General features: G+C 56.2%; 21 protein-coding genes. 8 read left to right on the forward strand and 13 right to left on the reverse strand.

Features of this window, described 5'->3' with window-relative positions:
- The first annotated feature begins 238 nt into the window (after positions 1-238).
- From EDY99_RS13290 to EDY99_RS13295, 3 genes are all read left to right on the forward strand, one after another.
- The gene (locus EDY99_RS13290; RefSeq protein WP_071845175.1) at positions 239-889 is read left to right on the forward strand and encodes a hypothetical protein; all 651 of its coding nucleotides are present in this window, start codon (positions 239-241) and stop codon (positions 887-889) included.
- A 297-nt stretch (positions 890-1,186) separates the two neighbouring features.
- The gene (locus EDY99_RS24625) at positions 1,187-1,819 is read left to right on the forward strand and encodes a hypothetical protein (protein ID WP_164489279.1); all 633 of its coding nucleotides are present in this window, start codon (positions 1,187-1,189) and stop codon (positions 1,817-1,819) included.
- Between the two features lie 165 nt (positions 1,820-1,984).
- Complete coding sequence (locus tag EDY99_RS13295; RefSeq protein ID WP_060660470.1) at positions 1,985-2,428, forward strand: hypothetical protein; 444 nt, start codon at positions 1,985-1,987, stop codon at positions 2,426-2,428.
- Between the two features lie 193 nt (positions 2,429-2,621).
- Here the strand turns inward: EDY99_RS13295 and EDY99_RS13300 are convergent, their stop codons facing one another.
- Positions 2,622-3,224, reverse strand: coding sequence for a site-specific integrase (locus EDY99_RS13300; RefSeq protein ID WP_060660469.1), 603 nt, complete (start codon positions 3,222-3,224; stop codon positions 2,622-2,624).
- A gap of 150 nt (positions 3,225-3,374) precedes the next feature.
- Entirely contained in the window at positions 3,375-4,202 is an 828-nt protein-coding gene (locus EDY99_RS13305) for a DUF2971 domain-containing protein (protein ID WP_071845126.1), read from the reverse strand.
- A gap of 497 nt (positions 4,203-4,699) precedes the next feature.
- Here EDY99_RS13305 and EDY99_RS13310 point away from each other — a divergent pair, with 497 nt between their 5' ends.
- Entirely contained in the window at positions 4,700-5,704 is a 1,005-nt protein-coding gene (locus EDY99_RS13310) for a LacI family DNA-binding transcriptional regulator (RefSeq protein ID WP_123061831.1), read from the forward strand.
- Between the two features lie 6 nt (positions 5,705-5,710).
- Here the strand turns inward: EDY99_RS13310 and araD are convergent, their stop codons facing one another.
- The 10 genes from araD to EDY99_RS13360 form a co-directional block, all read right to left on the reverse strand.
- Positions 5,711-6,403, reverse strand: coding sequence for an L-ribulose-5-phosphate 4-epimerase (gene araD / locus EDY99_RS13315; RefSeq protein ID WP_033632583.1), 693 nt, complete (start codon positions 6,401-6,403; stop codon positions 5,711-5,713).
- Positions 6,397-7,266, reverse strand: coding sequence for an L-ribulose-5-phosphate 3-epimerase (locus EDY99_RS13320; protein ID WP_123061832.1), 870 nt, complete (start codon positions 7,264-7,266; stop codon positions 6,397-6,399). Before EDY99_RS13320 ends, araD begins: the two co-directional genes overlap by 7 nt.
- Positions 7,253-8,740: an FGGY-family carbohydrate kinase gene (locus tag EDY99_RS13325; protein ID WP_123061833.1), complete on the reverse strand. Its 1,488-nt coding sequence runs from the start codon at positions 8,738-8,740 to the stop codon at positions 7,253-7,255. Before EDY99_RS13325 ends, EDY99_RS13320 begins: the two co-directional genes overlap by 14 nt.
- Before the next feature lie 8 nt (positions 8,741-8,748).
- A complete protein-coding gene (locus tag EDY99_RS13330; protein ID WP_123061834.1) occupies positions 8,749-9,738 on the reverse strand; it encodes an ABC transporter permease in 990 nt (329 codons plus the stop codon).
- Positions 9,735-11,225: a sugar ABC transporter ATP-binding protein gene (locus tag EDY99_RS13335; RefSeq protein WP_123061835.1), complete on the reverse strand. Its 1,491-nt coding sequence runs from the start codon at positions 11,223-11,225 to the stop codon at positions 9,735-9,737. Before EDY99_RS13335 ends, EDY99_RS13330 begins: the two co-directional genes overlap by 4 nt.
- Positions 11,226-11,279: 54 nt before the next feature.
- Positions 11,280-12,197, reverse strand: coding sequence for an ABC transporter substrate-binding protein (locus EDY99_RS13340; protein ID WP_016927010.1), 918 nt, complete (start codon positions 12,195-12,197; stop codon positions 11,280-11,282).
- Between the two features lie 136 nt (positions 12,198-12,333).
- Entirely contained in the window at positions 12,334-13,401 is a 1,068-nt protein-coding gene (locus EDY99_RS13345; protein ID WP_033643780.1) for an alcohol dehydrogenase catalytic domain-containing protein, read from the reverse strand.
- Between the two features lie 354 nt (positions 13,402-13,755).
- Positions 13,756-14,073 (reverse strand): PTS system regulator TmaR, encoded by a 318-nt coding sequence (tmaR, locus tag EDY99_RS13350; protein ID WP_004935612.1) that lies wholly within the window; start codon positions 14,071-14,073, stop codon positions 13,756-13,758.
- A gap of 160 nt (positions 14,074-14,233) precedes the next feature.
- Positions 14,234-15,301, reverse strand: coding sequence for an FUSC family protein (locus EDY99_RS13355; RefSeq protein ID WP_033643781.1), 1,068 nt, complete (start codon positions 15,299-15,301; stop codon positions 14,234-14,236).
- A 94-nt stretch (positions 15,302-15,395) separates the two neighbouring features.
- The gene (locus tag EDY99_RS13360; protein ID WP_033651900.1) at positions 15,396-16,163 is read right to left on the reverse strand and encodes an N-acetylmuramoyl-L-alanine amidase; all 768 of its coding nucleotides are present in this window, start codon (positions 16,161-16,163) and stop codon (positions 15,396-15,398) included.
- Positions 16,164-16,339: 176 nt separating this feature from the next.
- On the opposite strand from EDY99_RS13360, the gene EDY99_RS13365 reads away from it, so the two are divergent.
- The gene (locus tag EDY99_RS13365; protein WP_033643785.1) at positions 16,340-17,086 is read left to right on the forward strand and encodes a helix-turn-helix transcriptional regulator; all 747 of its coding nucleotides are present in this window, start codon (positions 16,340-16,342) and stop codon (positions 17,084-17,086) included.
- A 36-nt stretch (positions 17,087-17,122) separates the two neighbouring features.
- Here EDY99_RS13365 and EDY99_RS13370 read toward each other — a convergent pair whose 3' ends face one another.
- Positions 17,123-18,232, reverse strand: a complete 1,110-nt coding sequence (locus EDY99_RS13370; protein WP_033644325.1) for an SDR family oxidoreductase — start codon at positions 18,230-18,232, stop codon at positions 17,123-17,125.
- 258 nt (positions 18,233-18,490) lie between these two features.
- Here EDY99_RS13370 and EDY99_RS13375 point away from each other — a divergent pair, with 258 nt between their 5' ends.
- From EDY99_RS13375 to sbcB, 3 genes are all read left to right on the forward strand, one after another.
- Positions 18,491-18,697: a hypothetical protein gene (locus EDY99_RS13375; RefSeq protein WP_033643786.1), complete on the forward strand. Its 207-nt coding sequence runs from the start codon at positions 18,491-18,493 to the stop codon at positions 18,695-18,697.
- A 54-nt stretch (positions 18,698-18,751) separates the two neighbouring features.
- Complete coding sequence (locus tag EDY99_RS13380; protein WP_033643787.1) at positions 18,752-18,940, forward strand: DNA polymerase III subunit theta; 189 nt, start codon at positions 18,752-18,754, stop codon at positions 18,938-18,940.
- A gap of 90 nt (positions 18,941-19,030) precedes the next feature.
- Positions 19,031-20,458, forward strand: coding sequence for an exodeoxyribonuclease I (sbcB, locus tag EDY99_RS13385; protein ID WP_123061836.1), 1,428 nt, complete (start codon positions 19,031-19,033; stop codon positions 20,456-20,458).
- The last annotated feature ends 50 nt before the right edge of the window (positions 20,459-20,508 follow it).

A 20,508-nucleotide genomic window follows, 5' to 3' on the forward strand; every position in this document is an offset into this window, starting at 1 on the left:
GTTATCTGCTAATCATGGTGAGAATATCCGCAGTGAATGCGGGAATAACTCACAAGAAATGCCCGCCGTATTTCGATGAATTGACCACAAAGCACTGTCACAGAAGGGAACTACGAAAAGGAAGTGCTCTTACAAAGAAGGCTGTTATCTGATATAGGTTTATTTTCAGTCTCACTGCGTACGGATGTATGATAGTGGGGTAAGCTTACCGATACACTTTTATAAAATGGATAAAATGATGAAGTCGAGAGATTTAAAAACAATTCACGACCTGATTGTTACGAACTACCAGAAACATGATTTAGGTAATGGTCGTTATCTACACACATTCCAGCCAGCAACAACAGATACAACCTATCAATTCGAAGCTAACTTTGAAAACGAGCTAGTCCCTGGAGAAAGATACAACATAGGATTTACCGAAGCAGGTGGAGTTAAAATGGTAGATATATCTTGTGTATCGAAGTCCTCTGTAGTTAATCAATATATTAGCTACGAATGTGCAAAATTAGTTTCAAGAGAAAAACATGATGAAAACAAAGGCAAGAATGATTCAAGAGTAAATTACGCTGTGCAAAATGATTACTATTGGGGGAGAAAATATGCATGGCGCGAGTTTGGATTAGTCATCCCCAAAGATGTATTTTACAAATACTTATTAGATTGTGTTAATCACCCTAATATACCGTGTACAGTTACAACGCCCGGTTATCCAATAGGTGATGACTCGATAGCATTTGCGGATAAAGGGCTCGAAAAAGCAATCGGGGATCTAATAAGTACAGCAACAAGAATTAAAGATGGTCCTTATTTCAAATCCCCTCTATATTTCAATGGTGATAAGAGGTTCACAATAAGGGGGATCAGCGCAATAACAGACAAAAAATAATTCAATGGCATGGGTTTCATGTAAAGAGATGACCTGCCCCCATTAAACTAACATACCATGTGCCAGCAATGTCCGCTGTTGGCACGCAGCAGACACGATGAGTAGTCATCATGTCTGCTGTGAGCGAAGAGCGGAAGTTTAAATTTCGTTATAAATTGACATACCTAGTGTGAAAAAAGTAATAAAGATGCAACTAAACGATTGTGCTCACATCTAGATTCAAAAAATGAAGAGATATCTCAAGATGTGGAGTCGTGTTGCCGATATACATTAGTCAATAAGCTATGGGAGCTAAGCATGTTAAGAAACATGACTGACTTAGAACAAATAACCGCACTATTGTTAGTCGAAGCCGGTGAGTGTGCACGCTGGGAATACTCTGCTTCACTTCATTGCCCTAAAGGTCCGCTACTCGAATTCAGTACAGAAAAACTAGAGAACCGAGCAAATCCCTCTTCAGCATTGCTGGACTCAATCAGTAATTGGCCTAACTTTGTTTTGCATCATAACCACCTGAGCGGGGAGTCCTTGAGCTTCGCTGATTGGCGAGGAGCATCCGTTTACTTCAATGAGATATACGCACACTGCAATGATGGAACCTCGTATTATGGTAGAGTGTTAAATAAAGAGAAAGTGTTGTCAGTAATACAAAATAAAAAAGACTTCATAGAGATGCATGCTGAGAACCATCTCTTTAATTATACAAACAACATTCAACTTGATGCTTTTTTTAGAAAAGAAGTAATTTGTAGGGCTTTGAAAATCAGAGGGTACGTAGAGTATGGGTATTTATGGGGGGCGAAACAGGTTAACCATCAAGCTATTTTGACAATGAATATCCCTGGTATCCAAAGCATAGGGCAATTGGGAACTGCCTATGAGCGATGGATTCAATCTGCAGCCCTTGATTTATCAAAAGATAACTGGTGACCAGTCCTGCTAAGGGGATAGCCTGATGTTATTAAATTCCGCTTGTGACATACAGTGAGCAGAGTTAGGATAGGACTGAAAATGCTGCGAATTTGGTTGCGCTCCACTGCCGGAGCAGAGTTCAACTCTGATATTATCACCTACTTTCATGAGGGTTAAATTATCATGTATGAAGTTTTTTCGCGCCAATCATTACCGTCAAAAAAATATAGAGAACTTGTTGGCACTGCCGTTTGTGTTTTCAACTCCAACAATGGTTTTATCATTGAAAATATTTTAAGGGAAGATGATGATGAAAGTTACAACTGGTATGCGTTAATAGATAAAACTTCTGGCCAGCTTAAAATCCCTATCAAAGAAACCATTTCAAAAAAATCAGACGATACTATTGCAACTCTTTTTGAAGAGCTTGTCATTATCCGCAATAGGATAATGCATAGTTTTCGCATCACCGCTCCGGAAGGTATCTCATCAGATAATGATAACCAGATGTTAGCAACTAAGTATAAGGATGGAAATCAAGTAATAATAACTGAAGAGTATTTATTAGACTTCATAAAAAAGAATGAAGAGCTATCTTCAAAATTACATGAATTTAGAGGTTTCTGAAAAATTAATATTTATCCTTTTTCTTGTATAAAATCTCACTTGTAATAAATAATGGATGAACTCCAGTCAGGGTTTAATCTTTCATATTCTATTGGAAATATATCCCATATGACTTGTTTCTCGTAGATGATCTCATCATCACGTTAGTAACGTCCGCTCCTGGCACAGGGCTGCTGTTGCAGCCCTGACAACCTTAGACTTCAATCGATTCAGAGATCTCTAACGCATCATCGACTTCAATGCCCAGATAACGGACTGTGTTTTCCAGTTTCTTATGACCCAACAGAAGTTGGATCACCCGGAGATTCTTGGTTTTCTTGTAGCTCAGGTAAGGTTTTGTTCTTCTCATTGAATGTGTGCTGTAAAGTGAACCTTCGAGACCAAGTTTTTCTACCCACCCATGAAAGATTCGGTTGTATTGCCGGGTTGAAATGTACTGGTTAGTTCCGACCCGAGACCGAAACAAGAAGTCTTTACTGTGCAAATTGCCAAGCTTTATCAATGCAGCAACAGCTTCTCTTGTCCCTTTGGTTATCTCGAATTGCACAGGGCTACCGGTTTTCTGTTGCAACACCGTTGCTCTGCTTGAAACCGAGCTACCATATGCCACATCCGATACTTTGAGTTTGACCAGATCACAGCCTCGAAGCTTACTGTCCAGGGCCATATTGAACAGAGCTAAATCGCGCGTTTTACCTTCCAGTTCAAGCCGGATTCGGATCCCCCAGATATGAGATATCTGAAGTGGTCTTTTTTGGCCGATGATACGGTCTTTGTTCCACGGTGACGTATTCATACTCAAATCTCCTGCAATGTGGGAAATTTGAGTATGGTTGTCCCTTATAAGCGAGTAGCGGAAGTTCGCATCTGCTTACTGCAATATTATTCACATCGCAATGTCATCAATGCGAAAAATATCAATGGTTATAGTATAATAACTAATGCATCATATATGGATAAATTTTATACTAAACTGACCATAAACCTTTTCACCTTTAAAAAACTTAACATGTTGCAAGTGAGATAATTGACATAATTTCTTTATGCTTTGTATATCTTTATCTTCAGTTCTGACACCAAAATAAATCGCCTTAATAGCTTCCGGGTTTATTTTTACATCTTTATCTGCTGAATCAACTTTATATATTCTAACTTCATCCTCATACTTCCAATGACTAAACTTAGTACTTAAAATTTGATTAATGGTTTCTAAACTATCATTGATGTAGTTTGTAGGGTTGTATGAATCAACATAATTCATATTTCTTGGCATGAGAAAGAATGATGGATCTTTCTTCAGTTCAAGTTCTATTGCAACGCCTGATTGGTTCCCTGCATAATGCGACCAAAGAAGGATTTCATTTACTTTCTTTGATAGGGAAAGAACACCTCTTGAGTTTATAGCCTTGTTTTTATATTCATTCACAATAGACACAAGATTATCTTCGTCATTCAAAAGAGCGTCTATTACATCATTTTTATTAATCCCTTTGAGTTTTTCTGAATTATTTAAGGATGATTCTGAAGAAAACATAACATCTAGCCAATTACTTATTTCATTGCGATCATATTTAAGAACTTCGTCAAGTGAACAATCAAAAGGATCATTAAATCTTGCAGGACTGGAAAACCTAAATGTGCAATCCTTCAGAATCTGCATTGCTCTTTCTATCTCTCTATACTTAAATAGAGTTTCAGGATAATCGCCATTTTCCACTCCTTTCAAAATCAACTTGATTCTATCTTCATTATTGTACTTATTTACATTAACCATATTCACATGCCTTTTCTCGATATCTTAATATTATTCCAAAACCATATGTTACATAATAAACAAATGCAGTATTTCGTTCGTATTATTAATAATCTTCCACATCTTTTTTTTGTATGAAATAACATCATTATTGATTTTTTCGTAGATCATTTCAATGAAATTTTATAAATATCTATTTGGTTATTCGCCTAATATCAGGTTGTTACAATTGAATTGTTCTGCTCCCAAATAATTAATGCAATGTGATGTTATCAATGTCCGCTTCTGGCACAAAACAGCCATTGATACCTAACCTCGACCATGAAACACACCTTATCGAAATCCCGCCGCAACAAAATATAACCACATAAAATGATTCAACTCAAAATTAATAAACCAACGACATTATTACCTCTATTTTCATTCCATTATTTTCCCTCCCCCCACTCCCCCCTAGCACCGCCCCCGCCCTTTCCCTACAATAAGGGATCTGTTGAGGCATAACGCAAGGAAAGACGGTGTCGAAAGCCAATCCCAATGCCACTATCGTGGATATCGCCCGCCGCGCCAGGGTGACCAATATCACCGTTTCCCGCGCCTTCAATAAGCCCGAGCTGGTCAAGCCGGAAACTCGCGAGCGCATTCACGCCATCGCCAAAGAGCTGAACTATGTGCCCAACGCCTTCGCGCAGGGTCTGAAAAGCAGCAGCAGCCAGATTATCGGCATCGTCACCAGCAGCATGTACAACCCGTTCTATTCCGGCCTGATCAAGACCGTGTCGCGCATTGCGCGCCAGCAGGGCTACCAGATCATGCTGTTCGACACCGACGGCAGCGAAGAGGCGGAAATGCGCGCCATTCAGGCGCTGTTCGGCTACAAGGCGCGCGGCATCCTGCTGTCGGCGGTGCGCGACGACAAGCGCTACCGCCCCGCCTATCTCGAGCTGGCCGAGGTGTACGGCGTGCCGCTGATCCTGATCGACCGCGATCTCTACGATCAGAAGCTGAGCGGCGTGTTCCTCGATAACCGTGAGATCGGCGTGCTGGCCGGGCGCTATCTGGCGGAGCAGCCGGAGAAGAAGCTGCTGATTATCGGCGGCCCGGCGGATTCCGAAATTACGCTAACGCGCACCGCCGGCATCGTCGCGGCGCTGCAGGGCAGCGGGCGTGAGATTCATATCATCAACGGCGACTATGATTTCACCTCGCAGGAAAGCGAGGTGCGCGCCTATCTGGCGCAGCCGGAGAACCGCCCGGATTACATCATCGGCCTGAACGGCATCATCACGCTGGGCGCCATCGCCATCTGCCACGAGATGGGGCTTTATCAGCAGGTGAAGTTCTTCTCGATAGACGAGCCGCCGCGCGCCGGCGCTTACGGCCTGCACATTCCGGGGGTGTATCACGATACGCAAAAGCTGGGGGAGATCGCCGCGGAGCTGCTGTTCAGCGCCATTAATAGCCCGCGCGGCGAACTGCCGGTGCGCAGAGAGTTCTTCACCGGCTCGCTGTTGAATCGCTGACGGGCGCTATTGCCCGTAGTAGGCGTGTTTGCCGTGCTTGCGCAGGAAATGTTTGTCCAGCAGCTCCGGCTGCATCGGGGCGATGGCCGGCGCCAGCTGGCGCGTCGCCATCGCCATGATCGCCACCTCTTCCAGCACCACCGCGTTGTGCACCGCATCCGCCGCGTCCTTGCCCCAGGCGAACGGGCCGTGAGAATAGACCAGCACTCCCGGCACCTGCTGCGGATCGCGCCCCGCCTGATTGAAGGTCTCGATAATCACCTTGCCGGTTTCCCCCTCGTAATCCCCGGCGATCTCCGCCTCGCTCATCGGCCGGGTGCAGGGAATGTCGCCGTAAAAGTAGTCGGCGTGGGTGGTGCCCAGCGCCGGGATCGGCTGCCCGGCCTGCGCCCAGATGGTGGCGTTGCGGCTGTGAGTGTGCACCACGCCGCCGATATCGGCGAAGGCGCGGTACAGCGCCAGGTGGGTGGCGGTGTCGGATGAGGGTTTGCGGTGCCCTTCGCGCACCTTGCCCTCCAGATCCACCACCACCAAATCCTCCAGCGTCATCGCCTCGTAGGCGATGCCCGAAGGTTTGATCACCACCAGCCCGCTCTGGCGGTCGATCGCCGAGACGTTGCCCCAGGTAAAGGTCACCAGCCCGTATGCCGGCAGGCTGAGGTTGGCGGCCAGCACCTGCCGCTTGAGTTCGTTCAGCATGCGATGCCTCCCTCATTCATCTGTTGTTCGATCCAGGCCTTGGCCTGGGCGATGCGTTGCTTATCCTGCCCGTCTTCGCACGCCCACATCTCCAGCAGATAGGGGCCGCGATAGCCGAGCGCGTTGAGCACGGCAAAGGCGTGGGCGAAATCCACGCAGCCCTCGCCGAACGGCACGTCGCGGAACTGCCCGGCGCTGCCCGGCCCCACCGCCACGGTGTCTTTGAGGTGTATGGCGGTGATGCTGCCGATGCCCAGCGCCAGCTCGGCGGCGACGTCGTTGCCCCAGGCGCTGAGGTTGCCGAGATCGGGATACACCGTGAACCACGGGCTGTTGACGTGGCGGGCGATGTCGCGCCATTTGCTGATGCTGTTGATGAACGGCGTGTCCATCACCTCCACCGACAGCATCACCTGCGCTCTGGCGGCCTGCGCCGCCACCCACTGCATGCCCTCGATAAAGCGTTCGCGGCTGTGGCGATCGGCGGGTTCGTAATAGACGTCGTAGCCCGCCAGTTGGATGTTGCGGATGCCAAGATCCGTCGCCAGTTCCAGCGCCTTGCTCATCAGCACCCGCGCCCGCTCGCGGGTGGCGGCGTCATGGCTGCCAAACGGATCGCGCCGGTGCGCCGACAGGCACAGGCTCGGCACCGTCACCCCGCTGTCGAGCCGCGCCTGGATAAACGCCAGCCGCTGACGGCGATCCCAATCCAGCCGCTGCTGGCGCGCCGGCTGTTCGTCGATCGACATCTCCACAAATTCAAAGCCCAGCTCAGCGGCGGTGGCCAGCCGCTGCGGCCAGCTCAGTTCGGCGGGCAGCGCCTTTTCATACAGCCCCAGACAGGCGGCGTTAGTCGTTTGCATCAGTCACCTCACTCAAAGCCTGAGCGACCGCCAGATAGCGCGCCTGCTGGGCGCGCAGGCGCCGGTGGGCGGCGGTCGCGGGATAATAACAGCGCAGTTTGGGCGGCGCGGCAGCGATCGCTTCGGCAAACCCAGCGTACTCCCCGGCGCCGACGGCGGCGCACAGGGCGGCGGCGCGGCAGCCGCTCTGGCGCGTTTCCACCACCTCGAGCGGCAGGTTGCCGGCGTCGGCGTACATCTGCATCCAGACCTCGGACTGCGTCGGCCCGCCGGTCAGGCGCACCCGCTCGATGCGCGGGTTCAGCTGCACCATGCGCTCCTGATGGATCAGGTGCGAAAACACGATGCCCTGGTAGATCGCCTGCACCACGTCCGCCATCTCGTGGTGGGCGCTCAGGCCGATCAGCCCGCCCGGCGTGTTGCCGCCGAGGTTGGAGCCGTACAGATAAGGCAGGAACAGCAGCCCGCTCGGCTGCTCGCGGCGCTCGGCCACCCAGGCGTTGAACTGGGCGTAGCGCTGCCGGTCGTCGGCGCAGAACTGGCGCAGGAACCAGGCCAGGTTGCCGGCCGAGGTCGGGCTGCCTTCGTGCACGAAATAGCGGCCGTCGATGCAGTAGCGCCCCCAGGCGTAGGGGTAATCGGCAGGAATGATGCGCTCGGTCACGCAGGTGGCGATCGACCAGGTGCCCGCCACCGCGCTGAGCGTGCGATCGTCGGCCACGCCGGAGCTGAGCGCCGCGCCCACCACGTCGAACAGGCCGCCGTACACCGCGGTGCCCGTTCGCAGGCCGCACTGCGCCGCCGCCGCGGCCGTCACCCGCCCGGCCAGCTGCGCCGAGCCGATCGTTGGCGCGGTCTTCTCCTGCGCCTCTTCGATGCCGAAGGCCGCCATCAGCGCCGGATCGTAAGCGCCGCTGTGCTGGTTAAACAGGTTGCTGCCGGAGATGTTGGTCACCTCGGCCGCCGCCTCGCCGGTGAGGCGAAAGCGCAGGTAGTCGTGCGCCATCAGGATGCGATCGACGGCGGCGTACTGCGCCGGCTGCCGCTGCTTCAGCCAGCGCAGCAGCAGCGCCGGGTGGCTGGGCCACAGCGGCTGCAGGCTGCGCGGGTAGGTCTGCGCGTCCACCCCGGTGCGGCGCAGCTCAGCCGCCGTGGCCGCTGCGCGGTTGTCCGAAGAGAGGATGCCGTTGCCGACCGGTTTGCCGTGGCGGTCGATGGCGTACAGCCCTTTGCCGTGCGCCGAAAAGCTAACGCCGCGCACCTGCCCGGCCGCCAGCCCCGCCGCATGCAGCGTCTGGCGGATCGCCGCGCAAACGTCATCCCACAACGCGTCCATATTGCGTTCGCTGAAGCCCGGCTGGGCGGCAATCGCCGCGCCGTCGCGCTCGGCGATCGCCAGCTCTTCGCCGCTTGCCCGGTACAGCCCGGCCTTGATCACCGTGCCACCGACGTCTATGCCAAGAAAGACTGACATCGCGCCTCCTATTTGCGCCGCACGGAGCTGAGGTAGATGGCGGCCAGGATGATGCCGCCCTTCACCACGTTCTGGATATACGGCGATACGTTCATCAGATTGAGGCCGTTGTTGAGTACCCCGAGCATCATCGCCCCCACCAGCGTGCCGACGATGGCGCCGCGCCCGCCGGAAATCGCCGCCCCGCCCAGCACTACGGCGGCGATAGCGTCCAGCTCGAAGCCTTCGCCGGCGTTGGGCTGCCCGCTCATCAGGCGCGAGGTCAGCACCAGCCCGGCCAGCGCGGCGGTCAGGCCGCTGATCACGTACACCAGCATCTTGTAGCGCGGCACGCGGATGCCGCTCAGGCGCGCCGCCTCTTCGTTACCGCCCATCGCGTAGACGTAGCGGCCGAACGGCAGCTGGTTGAGCATCAGCCAGGCCAGCAGGTACACGCCGATCATGATCAGGATCGGCACCTGGATGCCCAGCACCGTGCCGCGGCCAAAGAAGGAGAAGACGTCGGGCAGGCCGGAGATCGGGTAGCCGCCGGTATAGAGCAGCGCCAGGCCGCGGGCGATGCCCATCGACGCCAGGGTGACGATGATCGGCGGCATGCGCAGGTAGGCGATGCAGGCGCCGTTGGCCAGGCCGAACAGCGCGCCGAGCGCCAGCGCCGCCACCATCGCCAGCGGGATCGGCACCGCCGCCAGCATCAGCCCGGCGGCGACCGAACCGGCCAGCGCCATTACCGGCCCCACCGAGAGATCGATGCCGCCGGTCAGGATGGCGCAGGTCATGCCCACCGCGATGATGGCGTTGATAGATACCTGGCGCGCCACGTTGGTCAGGTTGTTGACACTGAGGAAGCTGTCGTTCAGCAGGCTCATCAGCACGAACAGGACAACGAAGCCGATAAACGGCAAGACCACAGGGTGATGCAGCAGTTTTTCCCAGCGCTTGCCGAGGCTGGGGCCGGCGGCGCGGCGCGCCACGGCGGGTTGTTCAATTCCGATCATAAGGCACTCCCGGTCGCGTGAAGCATGATGTGGTTGGATTCGATGCCGTCGCCGGTCAGCTCGGCGACGATGTGGCCGCCGCGAAACACCAGCACGCGGTCGCACACGCCGATGATCTCCGGCAGTTCGGAAGAAATCATGATGATGGAGATGCCCTGCTGGGTCAGTTGCTGCATCAGCTGGTAGATCTCGGCCTTGGCGCCCACGTCGATGCCGCGCGTCGGCTCGTCGAAGATCAGGATGTTGCAGTCATTGTTAAGCCAGCGGGCGATCACCACCTTCTGCTGGTTGCCGCCGCTCAGGGTGCTGACGGCGGTCTCGGCGTCCGGGGTTTTCACGCCCACGGCGCGGATCAGCCGCTGCACCACGTCGCGATCTTTGCGGGCGCTGACGAAGATCTTGCCGCGCCGGTGGTGCCGGTTGAGGGTGATGTTCTGCGCCACCGAAAACGGCAGCACCAGGCCCTCGGTTTTGCGGCTCTCCGGCAGCAGGCCGATGCCCTGCGCCAGCGCCTGCGCCGGGGAGCGCAGCGCCGCCGGTTGGCTGCCGAGGCTGACGCGTTTGCGGTGGCAGCGGCTGGCGCCGATCAGCGCCGAGACGGTCTCGGTGCGCCCGGAGCCCACCAGCCCGGCGAAGCCGAGGATCTCGCCCTTGTGCAGGTGGAAGCGGTCGGTCGCGCCGTGCTTCTCGCGCTGGATCTCCGCCTCCAGCAGCACCGTCGCGGTATCGACCGGGTGCTGTTTCACCGGGAAGGCGTTCTCGATTTTGCGCCCGACCATCAGCCGCACCAGCTCTTCCACGTTGGTGTCGCCGGTGGCCAGCGTTTCGATGTAGGCGCCGTCGCGCAGCACGGTGATGCGATCGCAGATGGTGAAGATTTCGTCCAGGTGGTGCGAGATAAACACCATGCCGACGCCCAGCAGCCGCAGATCGTTCATCACGCTGAACAGGTGCTCGGCCTCGCCCGGCGTCAGCGTGGCGGTCGGTTCATCCAGCACCAGCACCCGCGCCTCCAGCGACAGCGCCTTGGCGATCTCAACGAACTGCTGCTGCGCCACACTCAGCTGCTCCACCGGGCAATCGAGATCGATAGCCACCGTCAGCCGCTTGAAAATCGCCTCGGCCTTGCGCCGCATCGCACGCCGATCCAGCAGGCCCCAGCGGTTCCTGATCTCCCGGTTGAGGAAGATGTTGTCGATGGCGCTCATGTACGGAATCAACGAGAATTCCTGAAAAATAATGCCGACGCCGGCCTCGATCGCCTGGCGATAGTTGTTAAAGCGGCGCTGCTCGCCGTCGATAAAAATATCGCCCTCGTCCGGCTGATGGATGCCGCACATGATTTTCACCAGCGTCGATTTGCCGGCGCCGTTTTCGCCCAGCAGGGCGTGCACCTCGCCGCGTTGAATGGCCAGATCGATGCCGTCCAGCGCCTTCACGCCGGGAAAGTTTTTCTTGATTCGCTTCAGTTCCAGTAAAGGTGTCACCGCATTGCCCTCCGCGCCGAACGCCCCGCCGCAGCGGGGCGAACCCGGCCGCTGTTACCAGCTAAAGCCGGCCGCATTGCTGCGGTCGATCAGCTTCACTTTGACCGGCACGGTTTTCGGCACCGTGGCGCCCCAGTAGCGGGCCAGCGCAATGCCGAGCGCAATGCGCAGCTGGTCGCGCGGGAACTGCGCCGAAGTGGCAATAAACGGCGAGTTCGGCTTGAGGATCTCTTTGATGGCTTCCGGCTGGCCGTCGACGCTCACCAGCTTGACCTTGGCGCCGTTGCTTTCGATCGCCGCCAGGGCGCCGAGCGCGCCGACGTCGTTGACGCTGAAGATGCCCGCCAGATCCGGCGCCGACTGCAGCATGTTTTCGGTCACGGTCAGCGCGGTGTCACGTTCCTGCTTGCCGTTTTGCTTGGTGACGATCTTGATGTCGGGGTATTTTTTCATCGCCGCTTCAAAGCCGCGCACGCGCTCCAGGATCGGCACCACCGGGATACCGTCGAGGATCGCCACCTTGCCTTTGCCGCCCAGCGCTTTCGCCAGGTATTCGCCCGCCTGGAAGCCGGCGTCGTAGTTTTCCGAGCCGACGAATGAATCCAGCGGCCCTTCCGCCTGGGCGTCGATCGCCACCACCACCGCGCCGGCCTTATGGGCGGAGATCACCGCCGACTGCACCCCCACCGAATCGGTCGGGTTGATCAGCAGGATATCCACCTTCTTCTGCAGCATGTCTTCCACGTCGCCGATCTGTTTGGCGACGTCATGGCGCGCATCGGCCACGTACACTTTGGCGCCGATATCCGCCGCCGCCTGATCCAGCGCCTGCTTCATGGTGACGAAGTAGTCGTTGTTCATTTCCTGGAACGACATACCGATCGTGATTTGCTTGGCCAGCGCCACCTGGCTGGCCGCCAACATTCCACCGGCGACGATAAAAGGCAGGGTCTTTTTGAATAATGAAAACATAGCCAATTCTCCTGTAGGGAAGCTTCTTGTTGTGGTTATCAGAGCAACAGCATGTCTTTACGTTTGACCGACCGGCCGGCCCCTCCGTTGCGAGCGGGCCGACGGTCGTGACTGCAACAGCGGTACGGCGGGAGAGTCAGGGAACCAGGATCACCTTGATGGAGTCGGTCGAGTCCGCCAGGGCAAAGGCTTCGTCCCAGTCGTTCAATGAATAGCTGTGGGTGACCACGCCGTTGGAAGTCACCAGCCCGCGCTCGAACAGATCGATGGCGATTTCGTAGCTGTAGGGCGCCAGGTGCGCGCCGCGAATGTCCAGCTCTTTGCGATCGCCGATGATGGACCAGTCGACGGTGGTTTCCTTGCCGAACACGCTGAACTCCACGAAGCGGCCCAGCTTGCGGATCATCTGCAGCCCCTGGGTGACGCCGATCGGCGCGCCGGTGGCCTCGATATACACGTCGCAGCCGTAGCCGCCGGTTAGCGATTTGACGATCTGGTCGGCGTCTTCCTTCAGCGGGTTGATCACCACGTCGGCGCCAAATTCCTTCGCCAGCGCCAGCCGCTCGTCGATGGCGTCGATCACGATCAGTTTCTTTGGCGTCTTCAGGCGCGCCACCTGCACCATGCACAGCCCGAGCGGCCCGGCGCCGGCCAGCACCACCACGTCGTCCAGCTGGATGTCGCCGCGCGCCACGGTGTGGATGGCGCAGGCCATCGGTTCGATCAGTACCGCGTCTTCATGACTCAGGCTTTCCGGGATCTTGTGGACGATGGCGTTTTCGGAAAAGCGCATGTACTCCGCCATGCCGCCCTCCGCCACGTCTTTCTGGAAGCCGTAAATGTTATGCGTCTCACACATCCAGTAGCTGCCGGATTTGCAGTAGCGGCACTCCCAGCACGGCACGATCTGCTCGGCGATCACCCGCTCGCCGAGCCGGTATTTGCCTTCCGCGCCCTCGCCCAGCGCGGCGATGCGGCCGTAGAACTCGTGGCCCGGCACCACCGGCGGTTTAACCCACGGGTTCTCCCCCCAAAACATCTGCGCGCCGTTCTTGCATTTGCAGTCGCCGGCGCAGATGCCGCAGCCTTCCACCTTGATCACCAGCTCGCGCGCCTTCGGCAGCGGCGTAGGCACCTGTTCGAAACGATAATCTTGCGGGCCATGGCAAACGACCGCGCGCATTTTTTCCGGCAACTGGCTCATCTCTTCCTCCAATACATTCGTTAAACGCTTGAATTCTATTAATGTTGACGTTGTCATTTTTATTCAACAAAAAATGAGCAACGACACAACATGTTAAATTTCAATGAATTAATCATCACACATCCCGAAAAATCAAAATGACAACGTGAACATTGATCGACATATAACCAAAGCTGCAAAAAGAATTGTTTGAGCAAAATCACAGTTCGTTAACATTGCGGCTAAAAATGCTACAAATGCGGATCGCGATCCCATTTACAGGATCGGTGAGGATCGGGAGATGATCGAAACGGCGGGAAGAAGATGATTGGCAGGAATGCGGGCCAGGCATCGCGCCCGGCCCGATAAAGCGGGTTACTTCACTTCGCCCATCGCTTTCAGCTTTTTGGACAGCTCGCGGCGCTCTTTGGACAGATCGGCATTTTTGATGATGTAGTCATCAACGCGATCTTCGTAGTCGCTGCGCATGTTGGCGATGATACCCTGAATGTCTTCAATGCTCATGCCGGGCTTGATGTACTCACTCAGGTTGTCGAGCAGCAGCACGCGCTTCTGGTTATCACGAATTTTCTTTTCGTTGTCGACGATCTCGCGTTGCAGTTTGTTTTTGCGGCGGAACATACGCACAAACTCCAGCACGTCCTGGAAACTCGGCTTATTTGCATTATCCATCTTTATACCCTTGCTTTAGTAATACACAGATTCATTTGCTTACGGCCACATGGCACCAAGATACAGGTTTGTGGCGGTCCGGCACAACAGTGATTGGCTTATCTTACCCACTTTGCCCCGGCGGCCAAAACCCAAAGCGCCGCCTTCATGATCTGACCCCTTATTCGCGCCCGGCGGCGGTGCAAACCTGGAGCAAATCCCCCAACTCTTCCAACTGCTGCGCCAGCTCCATGCTGAGCCAAACGTAGCCGTAAATCGGCGCTTCGCCGTGTTGGCCGACGCTGACTTCCTGCATCAGCGTTTTCAGCTCGCCGGCGATTTCCGCCAGCTGCCCCGCCGCCGCCTGGCGCTGCGCCTGCGGCCCTTCGCGCATCAGCACCGCCAGCGACTCCAGCGAGCTCAGCGTCAGCAGCTGGGTGCTGCGCAGCGTGCGGGCGTTCAACATGATGAAGTGCGTTTCGCGCGAGGCCCAGTAAGCATCGGCCATCAGCTCCAGCGTGCACACCAGATTGCGGCTGAGGGTTTGCACCGCTTCGAACACCGCTTTGGGGATGCGAGTTTCCTTGCTGGCGGGCACGATCAGGCTGCGCAGCTTCACCACCTGATTCAACAGATCCTTGAGCTGCGGCTCCAGCCGCGGCCGCTCGATAACGTTCGGCGAAAAATACGCGCCGTAGAGGCGGGCGGCGGTTTGCAGGCAGTCCGCCATTTGCATGCGCCACAGAATGTAGGCGCGCTGCGGGTAGATGCTGGTGAACAGCAGCGCCAACAGCGAGCCGAAGATCACGTCGCCGCTGCGCCACAGCGCGGTGTGCATGTCGCCGGCGCCCGCGCCGCACACTACCGCCAGCGTGATCCCCACCAGTAGCGCCATATACGGCCGTTTGCCGAGCGTCAGGTAACCGCAGACGAACATCACCACGCCGCACCAAACCAGCATCAGCGGCAGCGAATAGAGCTCCAGATACAGGGCGATCAGGCCGGAGGCGGCGCCGAACACCGTGCCGGCAATGCGTTGCAGCGCCCGCTGCAGCACGTTGCCCCAAAACGAGATCGGCCCCATCACCACCACCAGGGTGATCAGCGGCCAGGTGCCTTCGGGCACCGCCAGCAGGCGGATCAGCAGAAAGGTCAGGATAAACGCCAACCCGATGCGCACGCCGTGTACGATGCGGTAGTGGCGATAGGTCAGCAGTTCGAGGGAAGAGATTTTTCGATCGAGGCGCACAGTGCCTCCGATAAAGACCAGCCAGGCCGCTATTTTAGCGGAGGAAGCCCGGCGAGGAAAAGGCGAATGAGGCGTCCCCCATTCACCTTCAGGCTCAGGCGACGTACTTGTCGACCAGCGCGCGCAGAACGGCGGCGGTTTCAACATCCATCACGCCGTCATACTTCTGCTGACGGAAGTGCAGCTGGAACGCGCGCACCAGCTGGCGATAGCCTTCTGCGGTGTTCGCCGCCGAGGTGTCGTAGCCGTATTGGGCGAACAGTTTCAGCAGATCGGCCTGCGCCGGCAGGCCCTGGCTGCAGTATTCCTGCTGGCGCTGCTGCTTGGTCGCTTCGTCATACCAGGCGCCGACGCCGGCCTGATACAGCTGCTGCCACGGGAACTGCGGGCCCGGATCGCTCTTGCGGCCCGGTGCGATGTCGGAGTGCGCCACCACGTTCACCGGCGAGATGTCCGGATAACGCTGCAGGATATTCTGCGCCAGCTGGGTGACGGCCTCGATCTGCTGCGGATTGAACGGCGGGAAGGTGATGTTTCCACCGTCGCCGCTCGCCAGGTTGACGATCTCGATGCCGATCGAGGTGTCGTTGATATTGCTGCGGGTGCCCCATTGGCTGCTGCCGGCATGCCAGGCGCGCTCATTCTCGTCCACCAGGTTGAAGATGCGCACGCCGCTGAAGCCGGCCGCCTGATAGGTCGCCTCGGTCGGATCCGGCACCAGATAGTGCGCACTGACCGATTTTCCGGTCAACGACTTCACCGAGTCGGCGAAGTTTTGCGCCGTGTAGTGCAGCACCAGAAAGCGCACGCGGTGGCCGAAGCTGGCGACCGATCGGTAGCTATTGTAATCAATCTTGTACATCGTAAAGTCCCTCTCTCGTTTGATTTCACTGAGCGGCCCCTCATCATGACAGACCGCCCCGCACGGGTGAACCCTTGGCTCACCCTTTTTGTTTTAGCTAATTGCTAAATTATGCGCAAGTCTTTTTTAGCAAAATCGTTATTTACCTTTTTGCTAAAGAGTGCGATCATTGCACGATGGAAACTAAAGAAATCAGGCGCAACAATCTGCGCGAATTGATGGCCCGCTACGCCCGGCAAGGCGTCAACCAGAATGAATTCGCCACGCTGGTTGAGTCTTCCGCGCCGACGCTGAGCCAAATCATCGGGGAGAAATCCTCCCGCAATCTTGGCGACAATCTGGCCAGGCGGATCGAGGCCAAGCTGAATTTGCCCAAGGGCTGGTTCGACGTGTTTCATGAAAAGCAGCTGGTGCGCCCGTTTGACAACGTGGCGGCGGAGTCGGACTTCCAACCCGCCCGCTTGAAACCGGTGGTATGGGAAGATACCGAACAAGACAAGGAAGAGTTTGTGGAGATCCCGCTGCTGGATATCGATTTTTCCGCCGGCGACGGCTGCTACGAAATCGTCGATCGCGAGGAGTTTTCGCTGATCTTTCGCCGTTACTATCTGCACAAGATGGGGGTGGCGGTCAACGCCGCGCGCATTATCCGCATCTCCGGCTCCAGCATGGAGCCGCGCCTGCAGGACGGCGACGTGGTCGGCATCAACACCGACGACACGCGCATCCGCGAGGGCAAGACCTACGCCATCCGCCACGGCAATTTGCTGCGGGTGAAGGTGCTTATCGAGCAGCCGGACGGCGGCGTCATCATCCGCTCCCTCAACCGGGAAGAGTACCAGGACGAGCATCTCAGCTATCAGCAGCGCAAAGAGCAACTGGTGGTGCTCGGCCGCGTCTTCTGGTCATCTTCGTCCTGGTAACGGACCACAGCGTCGGGCGCCCAGGGCGCCCGACGGTTATTTGAAGTCCACCACCATCTGCTGCTGAATGGACAGCCCGCGGGTCGACTGCACGCAGCCGGCGATGTAGTCGGTGAAGCGCGGCGGTTTCGGCATGCCCAGCTTGAGGATTTTCTCGTTGCTGAAACGCACGTTGAGCATGGCGAACGATCCGTACAGGCGCATCGCTTTGAGCATCAGCCGCTCGTTGCACGGGCCGAAAATGTCTTTCAGCTGACGGCGCATTTTCACCAGCGCGTCATACGTCACCTGCGCATACTCATCGCCCACCGGCGCCTTTTCCAGCGCCGCCGCCATGGCGCGGTCGATTTCGGCAAAGCTGACGCTGCTCTCCTCACCGGCGGAGATATGATAAACGTCGTTCTCGAGCGTTTCGCTGTTCATCAACATCACCAACGCATCCGCACAGTAGTCCGCCGGGATCACATCGATATTGTCCTGCAGCGAACACATGAACTTTCGCAGCATCAGCGCCATGCCGAACACCCAGAAAATGCTGCTGGAAGGCTGGCAGCCCAGGCGAGTGTGGCCAACGACGATCGACGGACGGGCGATGGTCAGCGGCATGTGCGGGCAGCGCTGGCGCATCAGCTGTTCGATGGTGGATTTGGAACGCGTATATTCCACCAGGTGCTCGGCGTCTTCCTCAAACTCGCCGCTCTCCGACACCAGCGAACCCGGCTCCGGCGAACAGGACATGGCGGTACCGACGTGCAGGAAGCGTTTTAATCCCGGTACCTGCGCCATTCTTTCGGCAAAGGCCAGTGTGCCTTCTACGTTTACCTTCCAAATGAGCGGGTTATTACCGAAAGAAGCAACGGCCGCGCAGTTAATAACGTGCGTGACTTTGTTAATGCGTGCGTCAGTTAAAAAGTCGGCTGGCTCGGAAAGGTCGCCCAACAATATATTTTCTATCGTAATTTTAGACAGCAGATTCGCGTCGATATTAAATTTTTCCATATTCGCGCGAATACGGGCCAGCCCTTGCTGCGCATCGTCGGCGCGCACCAGTAAAAGATAATTAATAGACTGATTTTCAATCAATAATTTTTCAAGAACCGCACCACCGAGAAAGCCGGTAGCGCCGGTCAACAGCAGCGTTTTCATAATTGTCACCCACATTGGCATTGAATGTGGAAGATTGTATCTGCGGATAATTAAACAATTATTAAATAGAATTACGGCGCCCTTAAACACTTTTCTTAATATTATCTTAAGGAATCTTTTGAAACATCCATCATGGGTTTAGTAACAAAAGAGTCGGGACAAGATTACGATTAATCCCTGCTGTTTAAATACCATTGATGTAACCCCTGATTTAATTTAACGGTCAATGTTATTTCTCTTTTCGTCCGTGGAGGACTTATGACCTATAACCAAAAAATCTGGTTGGGGGTTTTGCTGCTATGCACCCTGTTTTGGGTGGCGGTGATCGGCGGCGCCTGTTCGCTGTATCAACGCGTGGATCGCTTCCAGGCACATCACGCAGAGAGCGAGTTCGCCGCCCGCCACGGCCAGGCGCCTTGCGCGCAACCCGGCGCTCAGGCGTCGACTGCCCCCCGGAATGGGTAGGGACAATATCCGCTAACGATCCTATTATGCCCTAAGGTTAACAGGGAGATAACGATGGCTCGAAAGCTGGATAGCTTACCGCAGGCGCAACGCGAGAAAATAGAAACCGATTTGCTGGCCATCAGCGTGATCTACAACGAACGCTACGGCATCGCCTCCACTCAGGCGGAAACAGAACAACAGGTCCCCGACCACCTGCTCCCCTACTTTCATCAACGGCTGAATTATTATCGCCGTGCGTAATTGCGCGCATTTCGCTAACCGCCGCTTGGCATCGCTCCCCACGCCGTTACAATAGAGGCATATTGTATCCGCCACTGAAGAGACGCGATTTTGAGCAGCAAGGCAACGGCCACATTTTACATTCACGATTACGAGACCTTCGGCAAGAGCCCGTCGCTGGACCGCCCGGCGCAGTTCGCCGGCGTGCGCACCGATATGGATTTCAACATTATCGAAGAGCCGCTGGTCATCTACTGCGCCCCGGCCGACGATTACCTGCCGGAACCGGAGGCGGTGATGATCACCGGCATCACGCCGCAGGTGGCGCGCGCCAAAGGCGTTAACGAAGCCGAATTCACCCGCCAAATCCATCAGGCCTTCAGCGTGGCCGGCACCTGCATTCTCGGTTACAACAACATCCGCTTCGATGACGAAGTGAGCCGCAATATCTTCTATCGCAACTTCTACGATCCCTACGCCTACAGCTGGCAAAACGGCAACTCGCGCTGGGATCTGCTGGATGTGATGCGCGCCTGCTACGCTCTGCGCCCGGACGGCATCGTTTGGCCGGAAAACGAAGACGGTTTCCCCAGCTTCCGCCTGGAACACCTGACGCGTGCCAACGGCGTCGAGCACACGCAGGCTCACGATGCGATGTCGGACGTTTACGCCACCATCGCCATGGCCAAGCTGGTCAAGCAGGCGCAGCCGCGGCTGTTCGATTTCCTGTTGCAGCACCGCAATAAACACAAGCTGAACGCCCTGATCGACGTCGCCGACATGACGCCGCTGGTGCACGTCTCCGGCATGTTCGGCGCGGCGCGCGGCAATACCAGCTGGGTATCGCCGCTGGCCTGGCACCCGGACAACAAGAACGCGGTGATCATGTGCGATCTGGCCGGCGACATGACGCCGCTGTTGACGTTGAGCGCCGAGCAGCTGCGTGAGCGGCTGTACACCCGCCGCGACGATCTGGCGCCGGATCAGGCGCCGGTGCCGATCAAGCTGGTGCACATCAACAAATGCCCGGTGCTGGCGCCGGCCAAAACCCTGCTGCCGGAGAACGCCGAGCGGCTGGGCATCGATCGTCAGGCGTGCCTGCAAAATCTGCAGCTGCTGAAACAGCATCCGGAAGTGCGCGAGAAAGTGGTCGCGCTGTTCGCCGAAGCCGATCCGTTCAAAGGTTCCGAGGACGTCGACGCCCGCTTGTACGACGGTTTCTTCAGCGACGCCGACAAGGCGGCGATGAGGATTATCCAGCAGACCAAGCCGCAGAACCTGCCGGCGCTGGATCTGGCCTTCAGCGACGGCCGCATGAAAGAGCTGCTGTTCCGCTTCCGCGCGCGCAACTACCCGAATACGCTGGACGACGCCGAGCAGCGCCGCTGGCTGCAACATCGTCAGGAAGCCTTGAGCGCGGAGCGCGTGCAGAGCTATCTGCTGCAGCTCGAATCGCTGTATAACCTGCACGAAGGCGACAAAGAGAAAACCGCCCTGCTGAAAGCGCTGTTCGATTACGGCAAAGAGTTGGTGGGATAAAATCCGCCGCAGCAGAAAAGGAAAAGGCCGCGAAAGCGGCCTTTTTTGTG

The organism is Serratia sp. LS-1 (genome assembly GCF_003719595.1).
Lineage (GTDB): Bacteria > Pseudomonadota > Gammaproteobacteria > Enterobacterales > Enterobacteriaceae > Serratia > Serratia ureilytica.

Bases quoted from the DNA above. Each gene is read 5' to 3' on its own strand.
- EDY99_RS13320 (WP_123061832.1), bottom strand. From the start codon at position 7,266: ATGCAAACGACTAACGCCGCCTGTCTGGGGCTGTATGAAAAGGCGCTG.
- EDY99_RS13345 (WP_033643780.1), bottom strand. From the start codon at position 13,401: ATGAGCCAGTTGCCGGAAAAAATGCGCGCGGTCGTTTGCCATGGCCCG.
- EDY99_RS13360 (WP_033651900.1), bottom strand. From the start codon at position 16,163: ATGTACAAGATTGATTACAATAGCTACCGATCGGTCGCCAGCTTCGGC.
- EDY99_RS13370 (WP_033644325.1), bottom strand. From the start codon at position 18,232: ATGAAAACGCTGCTGTTGACCGGCGCTACCGGCTTTCTCGGTGGTGCG.
- EDY99_RS13300 (WP_060660469.1), bottom strand. From the start codon at position 3,224: ATGAATACGTCACCGTGGAACAAAGACCGTATCATCGGCCAAAAAAGA.
- araD (WP_033632583.1), bottom strand. From the start codon at position 6,403: ATGCTGAACGAACTCAAGCGGCAGGTGCTGGCCGCCAACCTCAGCCTG.
- tmaR (WP_004935612.1), bottom strand. From the start codon at position 14,073: ATGGATAATGCAAATAAGCCGAGTTTCCAGGACGTGCTGGAGTTTGTG.
- EDY99_RS13305 (WP_071845126.1), bottom strand. From the start codon at position 4,202: ATGGTTAATGTAAATAAGTACAATAATGAAGATAGAATCAAGTTGATT.
- EDY99_RS13380 (WP_033643787.1), top strand. From the start codon at position 18,752: ATGGCTCGAAAGCTGGATAGCTTACCGCAGGCGCAACGCGAGAAAATA.
- EDY99_RS13330 (WP_123061834.1), bottom strand. From the start codon at position 9,738: ATGATCGGAATTGAACAACCCGCCGTGGCGCGCCGCGCCGCCGGCCCC.
- EDY99_RS13295 (WP_060660470.1), top strand. From the start codon at position 1,985: ATGTATGAAGTTTTTTCGCGCCAATCATTACCGTCAAAAAAATATAGA.
- EDY99_RS24625 (WP_164489279.1), top strand. From the start codon at position 1,187: ATGTTAAGAAACATGACTGACTTAGAACAAATAACCGCACTATTGTTA.
- EDY99_RS13375 (WP_033643786.1), top strand. From the start codon at position 18,491: ATGACCTATAACCAAAAAATCTGGTTGGGGGTTTTGCTGCTATGCACC.
- EDY99_RS13290 (WP_071845175.1), top strand. From the start codon at position 239: ATGAAGTCGAGAGATTTAAAAACAATTCACGACCTGATTGTTACGAAC.
- EDY99_RS13340 (WP_016927010.1), bottom strand. From the start codon at position 12,197: ATGTTTTCATTATTCAAAAAGACCCTGCCTTTTATCGTCGCCGGTGGA.
- EDY99_RS13325 (WP_123061833.1), bottom strand. From the start codon at position 8,740: ATGTCAGTCTTTCTTGGCATAGACGTCGGTGGCACGGTGATCAAGGCC.
- EDY99_RS13365 (WP_033643785.1), top strand. From the start codon at position 16,340: ATGGAAACTAAAGAAATCAGGCGCAACAATCTGCGCGAATTGATGGCC.